The following is a 13,106-nucleotide window of genomic DNA, read 5'->3' as shown; positions in this document are numbered from 1 at the left end:
GTACCGCACCGTGTGGTACGGGGGCGCCCGCACGCTTCGATCCGGCCGATATTTGACCGAATCCATAGACATGCCACTTCTGTGGGTCACCTGAAAACCCGCAAGCGGCCATCTCTCCTTCGCCATCCGGGTGTCGTGTGTACTCCGAGCCGGTGTTCGACCGGCAGGATCTTCATAAGGACACACGCAATGACACTTCGCGGGAAGAGATCCGTGGGAGCCGGCGCACGCCGCACCGCGGTGGTGACCGCGCTGACGCTGGCACTGGCCGGTTCGGTCACCGGCGCCGCCACCGCCTCCGGAACGTCCGGGGACGGGGCCGCGCCGGACCGGGCCGCCGGCCAGGACTGGCTGCCGCAGACGCCGGAGAACTGGCCGCTCGTGGTGGACTACAGCCGCACCCCGAGCGAGACGGTGACCCAGGGTCTGGAGCACTACAGCGAGACCTACGACACCGTGGGCGGGCGCCAGCAGGTCCAGGTGCTGAGCGCCGACCTCGGCGACCCGAACCTCCGGGTCGGCGTCGTCGAGGCGGGTGACACCGTCACCGACCCGGCGGACGAGACGGTCTCGTCGATGGCGAACCGCACCCACGCGGTGGCCGGCGTCAACGGCGACTACTTCGAGATCCACGCGAGCGGCCGTCCGCTCGGCGGCGTGGTGGCCGACGGCCGGATGCTGAAGAGCCCCAAGCCGGGCTTCGCCTCCCAGCTGGGCATCCGCCCCGACGGCTCGATGGTGATGGGCCCGGAGACCTTCTCCGGGACGATCACCGACGGTGCCGCCACCCGCGCGCTCACCTCGGTCAACACCGTGGGCGACCTCACGACCGGCGGCATCACCGAGGTCACCCCCGACCTCGGCGCCGCCACCGGCCTGACCGGCGGCACCCTGGTGCTCGGCCACGCGACCGCCGGTGGCTTCACCGTCGACAGCGTCAGCAGCGCCGTCACCTCCCTGCCACAGCTCGGCAAGGACCAGCTGGGCCTGCTCGGCGGCGGCACCTGGCTGTCGGCGAACCTGCACACCGGTGACACGGTCGGCATCACCACGCGACTGTCCCCGGACAACGATGTCACGCAGCTGGTCAGCGGCGTGACCACGCTGGTGAAGGACGGCAAGGTCTACAAGGACCCGACCGGCACCCCGCCGAGCGGCGCCAACCCGGAGACCGCCGTCGGCATCACCGAGGACGGCAGGCACGCCATCGTCGTCGCGGTCGACGGCCAGGGCGGCGCCACCCGCGCCTTCGGCGTGACCCCGGAGCAGGCGGCTGGCTACATGGTCGCCCACGGGGCGGACACCGCGATGCTCTTCGACGGCGGCGGCTCGACCACCATGGCCGTCCGCGCCCCCGGCGCCGAGCAGGCCACCGTCGTCAACACCCCGTCCGACCAGCCCGGCAACACCGAGCGCCCGGTCGCCAACGGCATCTTCTTCTACTCGACCGAGAAGGAGCCCGCCGAGGCCCACAAGGTCGTCGTGAACGGCGGCGACCGCATCACCACCGTCCCCGGCAGCACCATCCCGCTGTCGGTGTACGCCACGGACAAGGTCGGGAACCCGGCCGACGGCACCGTGGACCTCCGCGTCGAGCCCGCCTCCCTCGCCTCGTACGAGAACGGCAGGCTCACCGCGCACAGCAGCGGTGAGGGCGAGGTCATCGCCACCAGCGACGGCCGCAGCACCTCCGAGAAGCTGGAGGTCGCCGCCGAGCTCAAGGACCTGTCCCTCTCGCCGGACACCGTCGACATGGGCAACGGCGGCACCCAGCAGCTGACCCTGACGGGCACCGTCAAGAGCGGCCGCACCACGGACATCTCCGCCGACGCGGCCGAGTGGACGGTCACCCCGTCCTCGCTCGGCACCGTCGACGCGCACGGTGTGTTCACCGCGGACGCCGGCAACGGCGGACTCGCCGAGGTGACCGCCGAGGTCGGCGGCCGGACCGCCACCGCCTCGATCGCCGTCGGCAGCGTCAGCAAGGTCATCGACCCGATGACCAGCACGGGCGTCTGGCGGCTCAGCAACAACACCACCGGCAAGCCGGCCACTCTGTCGGCCGACCCGGGCGTCGTCCCGCCGGGCTCCACCGAGACCGGCTCGCTGCGCCTGGACTACTCGATGCCGGCCGGTTCCGGCGTCAAGCAGCTGGTGCTGTCGCCCAACGTCACCCTGAAGACCGACACCAACGGCGGTCAGGTCCCCACCGGCATCGGCGTATGGATCAAGGGTGACGGCAACGGCATCGAGCTCGCAGAGAAGTACATCAACGTCAACGGCACGTCGACGACGCTGTACCCGACCTTCGTCACCTGGAAGGACTGGCACCTGGCGGTCGCGCAGCTGCCCGCCGGCATGCAGTTCCCGCTGACGATCAGCTTCATCGACTTCCTGGCGATCAGCCCGAGCACCTCCTACAGCGGCGCGCTCAACGTCTCCGGGCTGCAGGCCCTGTACTCGCCGCGTCCGGTCACGGTGCCCGACTACAAGGCGATCCCGGACAACCCGTCCTGGCTGAAGTTCGAGGAGAACGCGGACGACTTCGCCAAGAGCGGCACCACCCTGCTCACCGGTGACGACGCGCACATGCTCGCCTCCGACCCCGGTTCGGTCAGCAGCAACGTGATGGACTCCATCGCCGGGCGACTGCCCACCCTGAGCCCGCAGGCCCACCCGGACGCCGCCCAGTTCCTGGGCGACATGCCCGATGACGGCAAGCTCGCCGACCTGCAGTACGCGAAGTCCAAGATGGACGCCCTCGGTGTCCCCGAGCGCGACATCGTCGGCAACCACGAGATCACCCAGGGCGCCGACTCCGAGAACGGCAACTACAGCGACACCTTCGGTGACACGCACTACGCCTACACCCAGGGCGAGGCGCGGCTGATCGTCACCGACAACTCGCACGGCAGTCTGCAGAGCTCGGACCCGTTCCAGGACCCGACCGGCGCCCAGTACCCGTGGCTCGTCCAGCAGTTGACGGACGCCACGGCCAAGGACGTGCTGGTCGTCACCCACATGCCCGCCTACGACCCCCACCCGGCCGCGAACAGCCAGTTCACGGACCGCTGGGAGGCGCGCATGTACATGCGGCTGGTCCAGAGGTTCCAGCAGTCGCACCCGAACCAGCACGTGATCATGATGTACGGCCACGCCCGCGGCTTCTCCGAGCAGATCCTCGACCCCGAGGGCCGGAGCGCGACCACCGCTCAGGGCGGCATCCCCCAGTTCGCCTTCGCGGACCTGGGCATGCCCGCGTACGCCCCGGCGGACCAGGGTGGCTTCTACCACTTCGGCCTGATCCGCGTCGGCTCCGACGGCAACCTGCAGTACTCCGTCGAGCCCGCTCTGGCGTCCATCGCCATCACGGCGCCGACCGCGCCGATGGAGCGCAACGACGAGGCGGCCCTGACCGCGACCGGTGCCCTGATCGGCGGCGACAACATCGCCCCGCTCAGCATGCCCATCGCGGACCCGGCGTCCCACGTCTGGTCCTCCAGCAACACCAAGGTCGCCGAGGTGGACCCCACCACCGGCCACCTGCGTGCCCACCGCGCCGGCACGGCCACCATCACGGTGACCAGCGGCGGCGTCACGGGCACGGCCCAGGTCACGGTCAAGTGATCCACTGACCGCGCACGGTCCCGCCTCCCCAGCCCACCAGGCCCAGGAGGCCACGTGGGGCCCGGGCCCGGAACGCCCCGGACCGATGTACGGTCCGGGGCGTTCCGTCGTCAGCGGGGGTGCTCGGGGACTCCGCGGGCACCCCGTCGGCGTTCGCGGCTCCTCGGGGCCGCCGCCGGGTCGTTACCGGACGTCGACGTAGTCCGAGACGGTGTTGCTGACGAGGTAGGTCTGCGCGGTCGTCCCGTCGACGACCGCCGCCCACGTGCCATCCTGAGTCGCCCGTTCCCAGATGGCGAAGCGGCCCTTGTCGTCGACCCCCATCTGGTACAGGTACCGGTAGCTCTTGGCGCCGCGGGGCTTGAAGTACAGGGACACCCCCCAGTCCCGACGGGGCTTCCAGCCGGTGCCGCTACGGACCTGCACGGTGCCGTTCAGCCATATGTGGTCGCCCTTGCGCACGGGTTCGGGCGTGGCGTTGAAACCGACGATCCGGGTCGCCAGCCGGTGCCGGTGAACGGCCGTGGTGAGCGCGGAGGTGAGATCGGCGTTGCCCACGAAGCGGACCCGCCAGTACCCGTCGGAGGGGGCCGTGCGGGTCTGGCCGAAGGTCTCCGCGACACCGGCCTTGTTGTGGCGGACGGTCACCGGGAGGGTGGCCACACCCTTCCAGCCGGTCTTGCCGTTCTTGGAGTACTCCAGGACGACGGCCGGCTTGGCGGGCCAGTGCGCGCGGCCGTCCTTGAGGTTGAGCGAACCCGTGACGTGGAGCCGGGACCGGTCGTCGAGGCTGATATTGGCGTTGAGCACGGTCTTGAACGCGACGTGGACGGTCAGCGGCTGGGACGACATCGCCGCGAACGGCTGGTCGTCACCGGCCAGCACCACCCGGCCGGCGAGGGCGGCACCGGTCGAGGGAACCTTCAGGGTGTACCGGCCGCGGCTGTCGGTGTAGGCGCCCGCGAGTTCGGTCCCGCTCAAGCCGTTCGTGTAGGCGAGCAGTGTGCCGGGCAGGGGCCGCCAGCCCTCGGGCGTCTGGATCTCGGCGAGGCCGGTGACCGTTCCCGTCGCGCCCTGGGCGAGGTTCAGCGTGTGCGTGTTGACGGAGACCCTGGTGGGCGACTGCACCGTGGTGACGTCCGCCCACGACGACGCCACATTGACGGCGTCGGGATAGACGGTGGAGACCAAGTGCCGGGCGTACACCTCGGCGTCGTGGGCGGTGGGGACGAAGTCGGCAGTGAACCGCCCGTCCGGGCCGGTGGTCGCGGAGATCGTCGCGTGGCCGGTTTCGATCGCCACCTCCTCTCCGGCAGCGGGAACGGACGCGTCCGGCTTGCCCGGGGGCTCGGCGAGGAGCGTGCCGGAGACCGTGACCCGCTGGTGCGAGTAGTCCGGGGCGGTCGGCGTGACGGTGAGATCGGGAATCCTCATCGCCGTCTGGTAGTGGAGCACCAGAACGGGACGGCTCAGACCGGTGAACGTGGCACCGGAGGCGTCCGTGAGGTCGAAGGTCATCCGGTACTCACCGTGCTCCGGCAAGTGCACCGCGGTCTGCCAGTCGGCGGTCTTCCCGCCCGAATTCCGAATGACGCTGAAGTCGTCGGTGGAACCGGACTCCTGCGTTCCCTCCGGGCTGCGCAGGGGGAAGAAGTGGACGGTGATGCCGGTGACCGGGGTGGCCGAGTAGGTGCGGACGTTCAGGATGCCGGGGTGCTGGTAATCCCCGGAAGCGGCGATCCCGGGCGGCTGGGGGGTGGTGGCCCCCTGAGCCGGCGTGCCGGCCGCGAGGGCCGACACACCGAGCGCCGTCGAGATCGCGGCGGAGAACATGATGGAACGTCGCAAGGCGTTTCCCCCCAGAGATGGCATGCGATGCGGCACCCGGCGGCAACACTGGCGCGGCTGGCCGGACTTGGCGTCACGGCAGTCGCGTCCAAGTCGGGCCCGAGCACATTAGCGCACGCGTTCGCAAGCCAGCCACGCGGTGTGCACCGCAGGCCGGCATGGCTCCCCGCGCACCCCGGGGCACTGGCTCGGCAGCCTCACGACCGTCGGCTCAGGCACCGTCTCGAACGCCAACGACAGCCGCGGCGATGTCGCCCGTGAATGCCGAACGCCCCGGACCGATCACGGTCCGGGGCTTCTACGCTGCTCGGCAACGTGAGCGGAAAGGCTGCTCAGCGCACGTCCACGTAGTCGCGGTAGCTCTCGGCGTCCACGTAGGAGCCGGACGCGAGGTAGACCCCGACCCAGGTGCCGTCCTGCTTCGCGGTGAAACGGGCGGTGAAGTGGCCGTGGGTGTCGGTCTTGACGGAGCCCAGCTGTGTCCAGGACTTCTTGCCCTTGGCCTGGAAGAGGATGTAGACGCGCTGCTTGCCGAACGCCGCCCACTTCGTGCCGCTCAGCTTCTGCACGGTGCCGGTGGTGGTCACGGTGCGGCCCTTCCGCACCGGCTCGGGACCGGCGTTGAAGCCGGTGATCCTGGTGGCGGTGCGATTGAAGTGCACGGAATTGGAGTTACCGGGCTGGTAGTCCGACGACCCCGCCGAATACAGCCGCCAGTAGCCCTTCGGCACCGACACATAGGCGTCGAGATTGAAAGTGCCGTTGGACTTCACAGTGAACCAGCCGAGCGACTTCCAGCCGGACTTGCCGTCGGCCGACTGCTGGAGGTACAGCTTCCGGTTCGGCGGCACCTTGCCGTCGCTGCCGTTCATGCTCCCCTGGATGTGCAGGTCGGAGTACGCGTCGAGCCAGCTCGTACAGAAACAGATGCTGGTCCGATTGATGACGTCGACCTTGAACTGCGCGTGGGAGGCGGTCAGGTACGGGTCGTCGAGGTAGCTGTCGAGGCTGGTCCCCACCGTGAACGAGGTGTCGCCGGACAGCAGGTACGGGTAGGTGAGCGTGAAGCGCCCGGCGGCACTACTGGTTGCCTTGGCGTAGTAGCCCATGTCGACGGCGACACCCTTGGCCGGGCGCCAGGTCCCGCCGTACAGGTATTCCACAACGCCGGATGAGGACGCCTTGACGCCGTACTTGATCCGCACGCTGGAGTGGTCCAGCCGAATCCGGCTCGGGCTGATCACGACCGGCAAAGTCTTGCTGTCGACGAGCACATAGGTGTTCGTGCCGTCGGGGTTGGCGATCCAGAAGGACAGCGAGACCGCCACTGACGTGGCGTTCTCGCCGTTCAGCCGTGGCGCGACGTCGATCGCGTAGCTGCCGTCGGCGGCGGTGACGGCGCTGTAGCCGTACTGTGCGCTCACGCCCAGCTCCTTGCCGCCCAGCGGCGAGGTCTCGCCGGAGATCGGGTCGAAGAGGGAGATACGGCCGCTGAGCTTGACGTGCGTGTGCTCCACGTCCAGCACGGCGGGGCTGATGCTGCGGTCGGCGAAGACCGGCTTGGGCTCGACGTCCACGGTGGTGACGCCCGAGGCCGAGGTGTCGTCACCGTCGCTGTCCCGTGCGCTGACCGTCACGTCGTAGCTGCCGAACGAGGGCAGTTGCGACATGCGCGGCGAGCGCCAGACGCCGTCCAGCGGCGTGCCGGAGACGAGCGTGAAGCCACTGACCGCGACGGTCGCCGGTTCCGCGCCGTGCCGCTGCGTCAGCTTGGCGGACACCTCGGTGATCGCCGAGTCGGAGGAGACGGCGACCGTCAGGAAACCGGCGTCGGAAGGGTCGGAGCCCACGTTGCCGAAGACCGGGGCGCCGGTGCCCTCGGCAGGCGCGCTGCTGCTCGGGTCGGGCGACGGGTCGCCTGCGGGCGATTCCGACGGCGTCGCAGTGGCCGAGGGTGCGTCGGAGGGCACGCCGGACGGGACGCCGGTGGGCGTGTCCGCCGTGGGGGTCGAACCTGCCGTCACGTTCGTGGTCTCGGTGGCGGCCGGGTTCTGGCCGGGCGGGACGCCGTCGGCCGCGTACGCGGGCGCGGCAAGGAGTGCGGCGCCCAGCGCGGCGGACACAGCCGCCGACGTCAAAGAGCGTGTTCTCACTGCTGAATTCCCCCCACAGGAATGGCGCGGCCTCCCTGCCCCGGATCTGCTGAGGCCGGCCGCGCTCCTTGTACGGTTGCCGTGAACATCACGCAACACGTCGAACTCTAGTGCCTGACACGGGAGCACGGTCGGACGAAGCCGGTGGCACTCGCTCGCGGAGGAGCCCGGTCCGGAAGCCTGAGGCCACGGATCCACCTTCGCCTGCCCGGACGCCGGACGGAGAAATACCGATCCGCCTCCGCCGGTCCCTGTGGCCACAGGGGCCGCAGTGAGTCGATCGCATTTCGCCGGCTCCGACGGCGGAGATTCGATCCTGTGACCGGCACGGCGATCGGACCCCCGAGGTCAGGCTTTCGTGAGAACGAAGAACAGGAACAGGAAGCACAGGAACTTGCCCGACTGCTTTCGCGCGAAGACCTCGGGGAACCGTTCGCGGGCGCCGGGCGCCGGGCGCCGGGCGCGGGGGCCGGTTCGCTGAGCACTGGATGCGGCCGACGGTTGCGGGACGGCGCGCACAGGACGCCCGGTCGAGCCCGGCCTCCGGCGGCTCCGACTGCGCGACGTCGCTGGCGGCGGCCGGCGAGGCTCCCGCAAGGTGATCGAGATCCCTGGGTTCACAGCCGGATCGGCATCGTGATGACGTCCGCACACACGTGACATCGGACACACAACACAGCGCCATTGGGCACACCGCCCGCCTGCTCCGGCGCCGCCCCGGCCGCGAGCCACCCCCGGGCCGAGGTCGCCCGCGCACGCGAAACGCCCCGGACCGACCGTGGTCCGGGGCGTTTGCGCTGCTCAACGACTGGAGCCGCCTGTCGGGTTCGAACCGACGACCTTCGCTTTACAAGAGCGGTGCTCTACCAGCTGAGCTAAGGCGGCAGGCGTCCCGCGCCCGCCGGGGTGACCGGTGGGTGGGGTCAGGGAGAAGTGTACCCAGGCGGGGAGGGGGGAGGGTCGGGGAATTGGGCGGCAGGGGGGTGCTGACAAAGTGAGGCGCGGGGGGTAGCGTCACGGAAAGTCCACTCCCCCGTGGACTAGACCTCATCTCCTTTACTCGGATCGTCCGGCACGTTCCTGCCGGTGAAGGGACCAGTGCACCATGGCCACTGTCACTTTTGACAAGGCGACCCGGATCTACCCCGGGTCCGAGCGCCCCGCTGTCGACGCGCTGCAGATCGACATCGCGGACGGCGAATTCCTCGTCCTCGTCGGCCCCTCGGGCTGCGGCAAGTCGACCTCGCTGCGCATGCTGGCCGGCCTGGAGGACGTCAACGACGGCGCCATCCGGATCGGCGACCGGGACGTCACCCACCTGCCGCCCAAGGACCGGGACATCGCCATGGTGTTCCAGAACTACGCGCTCTACCCGCACATGACCGTCGCGGACAACATGGGCTTCGCCCTGAAGATCGCGGGCGTCAACAAGGCCGACATCCGCAAGCGGGTGGAGGAGGCGGCCAAGATCCTGGACCTCACCGAGTACCTGGGCCGCAAGCCCAAGGCGCTCTCGGGCGGTCAGCGCCAGCGTGTGGCGATGGGCCGCGCGATCGTGCGTGAGCCGCAGGTCTTCCTCATGGACGAGCCGCTGTCCAACCTGGACGCCAAGCTGCGTGTCCAGACCCGTACGCAGATCGCCTCCCTGCAGCGCCGCCTCGGCACCACCACGGTCTACGTCACCCACGACCAGACCGAGGCCATGACCATGGGCGACCGCGTCGCCGTCCTCAAGGACGGTCTGCTGCAGCAGGTCGACACCCCGCGCCACATGTACGACCGGCCGGCCAACCTCTTCGTCGCGGGCTTCATCGGCTCCCCGGCGATGAACCTGGTCGAGGTGCCGATCACCGACGGCGGCGTGAAGTTCGGCAACTCGGTGGTGCCGGTCGAGCGCGACGCGCTGCAGGCCGCGGCCGACAAGGGCGACCGCACGGTCACCGTCGGCGTCCGCCCGGAGCACTTCGACATCGTCGACGGCGACAGCTCGTCGCTCTCGAAGGACGAGCCGGCCGGCCTGGCCGTCACCGTGAACGTCGTCGAGGAGCTGGGCGCGGACGGTTTCGTCTACGGCTCGGCCCAGGTCGGCGACGAGCACAAGGACCTGGTCATCCGCGTCGGCGGCCGCCAGGTGCCCGAGAAGGGCTCCGTGCTCCGCGTCGTGCCGCGCGCCGGCGAGACGCACGTCTTCTCCACCTCCACCGGTGAGCGCCTCAGCGACTGACGCGCAGACGGTACGCACCGTGGCCCGGCCCCCGCGCAAGGGGGGCCGGGCCACGGTCGTTCCCCCTGCCGGAGCGACCCCGCGAGACCACCCCCGAGGCCGCCCGCGAGACCGCCCCATTTGCGGGCACACAGCCGCGTTTCGAGCGTGTTCGTCAATGCCCCCGTAGTCGATCAAGAGGCATTCATCACTCGTCAGAGTGGCTAAATGTCGCCAAATCATTACTCCTCGCTACCATCACTGCCGTGAACCAGGTAGCCCGCCGTATCGGCAAGTCACTCGCCCTCGTCCTCCCGGTCGTCCTCGTACTGTCCGGCACCCTCGCGGTCACCCGCGTCCCGTGGGCCACTTCGGCCTCCGAGTCGCAGGTCCTCACCGCCTCGCACGACAAGGAGGCCACCTCGGCCGGCCGGTCGGCGCCGCAGGAGGTACTGCGCCGCAAGCTCCTCACCGAGCTGCAGGCGAAGAACCCGGGCGTCGCCCTCACCTCGCTGCAGCGCGAGATGGCCGCCCGCCCGTCGCTGGCCCAGTACTGCGGTTCCCTCGCCAAGTCGCTGGGGCGTGCCGCGGTGGCCAAGTACGGCTCCGTGCAGCGCGCGCAGTCCTGGTCGCGGCCGGTCTGCGACACCGCCTTCGCCACGGGCGTCGCCTCCGTCGGATGACCCGACACCCCGGTCCCGTAGGGTGCGTCCATGACCGGCGCGCCCACGACCTCCCAGGTGGTGACCCAGGCCGTCCTCCTCGCCGGAGGACAGGGCTCCCGCCTGCGCCCGTACACCGACACCCGCCCGAAGCCGATGATCGAGATCCCGGGAACCGGGACACCGATCATCGGCCATCAACTCGCCTGGCTGGCCGCCGAGGGCGTCACCGACGCCGTGATCTCGTGCGGCCACCTCGCTGAGGTCCTCCGGGACTGGCTCGCCGGCGCGGCGGCGGATCTGCCGCTGCGCATCACGACCGTGGTCGAGCGCGAGCCCCTCGGACGCGGTGGCGCCCTGAAGTTCGCCGCCGCCTCCCTCCCCCGGCCCGAGCAGGCCTGGTACGCCACGAACGGCGACATCTGGACGCGGTTCTCCCTCCGCGAGATGGCCGACTTCCACGTCGAGCGCGCCGCGGTCGCCACCCTCGCGCTGGCCCGCCCCCGCATCCCGTGGGGCGCCGTGGAGACCGACGAGTTCGGCCACGTCCTGGACTTCGTCGAGTCGCCGCCCTCGCCCTTCCTCATCAACGCGGGCGTCTACGTCTTCGCCCCCGGCTTCACGGAGCTGCTGCCGGACCGCGGCGACCACGAGCGCACGACCTTCCCCCAACTCGCCCGGGAACGGCGGCTGGCGGGCTTCTCGCTGCCCCAGGGCGCCTACTGGCGGGCCATCGACACCGAGAAGGACCTCACCGAGGCCGCCAAGGAGCTCGCCTCCCGGGCCTGAGAGCGCCCGGCACAACGACGAGGCGGCCGGAGGAGCACCCGCGCTCCTCCGGCCGCCTCGTGGGCGTACAGGGCGTTATGCGACCTTTCCGGACCCCGGACGGTGCGCCGGGGCGCCCAGCAGCCATCCGGAGGTCTCACCGCTGCCGAGCAGGCCGCCGAGGGCACCACCGCTGTCGGAGGAACCGCCGCCGCTGCCACCGCCGGTCGAGCCGCCACTGCCGGTGGAGGTCGGCGGGTTGCTCGGCTGGGTCGGCCGCGGCTGGGTGGACGGCACGGTGTGCGTCGGGCTGCTGCCGGTGCCGCCGCCCGCCGAGCCCGTGCCGTTCGCGCCGGACGCTGAGCGGCTGACGGTCGGCGCCGAGGACGGAGCGCTCGGCGTGGACGGCGAACTGGACGGCGAGGGCGACGCCTTGCCGGACCGGGAGGCCGAGGGCGCCGCGGACGGCTTGGCCGAGCCCTCCCCGGGCACCTCGGGCAGCGGGGAGCCGTCGAGGTTGTTGGTCGGCAGGTCGGTCGGGCCGGGCAGTTGGGAGTGCGGCGAGGTCGACCGCACCGCGGTGCCCAGCGTGGCACCGACCACCAGCGCGACGCCGGCCAGCACGGTGGCGAGCACCGCGCCGCGCCGCAGCACGCGGCGCCGCAGCTCCCACAGCGGGGCGCGCGGGCCGAGCCGGCGCCAGGCCTCGGAGGCCAGCCGTCCGTCGGCGGAGTAGACCGGCGCGCCCGCGATGATCAGCGGGCTCCATGCGGCCAGGTAGACGATGTCGGGCGCGTCGTACGCCGGGACGGTCCGCCAGCTCACGGTGACCAGCAGCGCGGCCGACAGCAGGGCGCCGATCGACGCCGCGAACCGCTGCCAGAGCCCGAAGACCGTCAGCACACCGGCGATCACCTGGAGGAAGGCCACCGTCAGCCCGGCCCCGATGGGGTGCGCGAGCGCGAGCTCGCGCAGCGGTTCGGCCGCCGCCCACGGGTCCAGCGAGTTGAGCCAGGTGACCATGGAGCCGCGCTTGCCGCCGTCGAAGTAGACGGGGTCGCAGAGCTTGCCCATGCCGGCGTAGATGGAGATGAAGCCCAGGAAGATCCGGAGCGGCAGCAGCACGATGCCGAGGTTCATCCGGCGCCCGGGGTACCAGGCGTGCCGGATCGGCTCGCCCCGGTCGGCCCGGCGCGAGCGGCCGTGCCCGAAGTCCTGTTCGTCGTCGTCCGGGCCGAACTGCGCCTCGTCGTCCACGTCGTAGTGCGCCGCGTAGGCGAACTCGCCGGTGTCCTCGGCGTCGTCGTGGTCGTCGAAGGCGCCGCGCGCGGGCCGCAGGCCACCGAGCATCTCGTCGGGCGCCGGGGGACGGCGGGGCGCGCCGACGAGGGGCTGCGGGTGCTCCTCGATCCGCGGCAGCACCTGGGTCGTGGCGCCGGCGTCGAGGCTGTCGGAGTTGCTCTGCCTCACGGCGGAGAGCAGTTGTGTGGCGGCCGCGTCGCCGGGGCGGCTGCGCCCGGACCAGACCAGCGGCGCGCCGCGGCGCTGCGCGGCGGCGGAGGGACGCACGGACGTGGGAATGACCGGGACGTGCGCGGTCCTCGCCATCGCACGCGCGGACGACGCGCCGAGCTGCACGCGGAAGCTCGCGTGATTGACGATGACCTGGGCCGGGTCGGACGCGATCTTGTGCATGGTGAGCACGGGCTCGTCGGGTGCCGCGGCCCGTCCCCCCGGAGGAGTGCGGGGTGTTCTGGTGTCCACACTCATCTAACCGAGTGACACCCGATAAGGACACTGTGTGACGGGCCTCTTCTGTCCGAGGCCCGTCAACCAGCGGTTTTG

General features: G+C 70.9%; 7 protein-coding genes and 1 tRNA gene. 4 read left to right on the top strand and 4 right to left on the bottom strand.

The annotated features are described in order from the left end of the window. Positions 1-189: 189 nt before the first annotated feature. Positions 190-3,627: a phosphodiester glycosidase family protein gene (locus tag PV364_RS29920; RefSeq protein WP_319663549.1), complete on the top strand. Its 3,438-nt coding sequence runs from the start codon at positions 190-192 to the stop codon at positions 3,625-3,627. Positions 3,628-3,810: 183 nt separating this feature from the next. On the opposite strand, the gene PV364_RS29915 is transcribed toward PV364_RS29920, so the two are convergent. The 3 genes from PV364_RS29915 to PV364_RS29905 form a co-directional block, all read right to left on the bottom strand. Beyond that, a complete protein-coding gene (locus PV364_RS29915) occupies positions 3,811-5,475 on the bottom strand; it encodes a hypothetical protein (RefSeq protein WP_319663547.1) in 1,665 nt (554 codons plus the stop codon). Positions 5,476-5,807: 332 nt separating this feature from the next. Next, positions 5,808-7,628, bottom strand: a complete 1,821-nt coding sequence (locus tag PV364_RS29910) for a hypothetical protein (protein ID WP_319663546.1) — start codon at positions 7,626-7,628, stop codon at positions 5,808-5,810. Between the two features lie 809 nt (positions 7,629-8,437). Beyond that, a tRNA-Thr gene (locus PV364_RS29905) sits at positions 8,438-8,513 on the bottom strand. A 220-nt stretch (positions 8,514-8,733) separates the two neighbouring features. Between PV364_RS29905 and PV364_RS29900 the strand changes: the two genes are divergently transcribed. From PV364_RS29900 to PV364_RS29890, 3 genes are all read left to right on the top strand, one after another. Then, entirely contained in the window at positions 8,734-9,852 is a 1,119-nt protein-coding gene (locus PV364_RS29900; RefSeq protein WP_319663545.1) for a sn-glycerol-3-phosphate ABC transporter ATP-binding protein UgpC, read from the top strand. 245 nt (positions 9,853-10,097) lie between these two features. After that, the gene (locus PV364_RS29895) at positions 10,098-10,514 is read left to right on the top strand and encodes a hypothetical protein (RefSeq protein ID WP_319663544.1); all 417 of its coding nucleotides are present in this window, start codon (positions 10,098-10,100) and stop codon (positions 10,512-10,514) included. Between the two features lie 30 nt (positions 10,515-10,544). Continuing rightward, complete coding sequence (locus tag PV364_RS29890; RefSeq protein ID WP_319663543.1) at positions 10,545-11,282, top strand: nucleotidyltransferase family protein; 738 nt, start codon at positions 10,545-10,547, stop codon at positions 11,280-11,282. 75 nt (positions 11,283-11,357) lie between these two features. On the opposite strand, the gene PV364_RS29885 is transcribed toward PV364_RS29890, so the two are convergent. Continuing rightward, positions 11,358-13,031 carry a DoxX family protein gene (locus tag PV364_RS29885; protein ID WP_319663542.1) on the bottom strand — a complete coding sequence of 558 codons (1,674 nt, stop codon included), beginning with the start codon at positions 13,029-13,031 and terminating at the stop codon, positions 11,358-11,360. Positions 13,032-13,106 lie beyond the last annotated feature (75 nt).

The organism is Streptomyces sp. MI02-7b (assembly GCF_033793585.1).
Classification (GTDB): domain Bacteria; phylum Actinomycetota; class Actinomycetes; order Streptomycetales; family Streptomycetaceae; genus Actinacidiphila.
The sequence above is the reverse complement of the archived record's forward strand: the minus strand, read 5'-3'. Positions and strand labels throughout refer to the sequence as shown.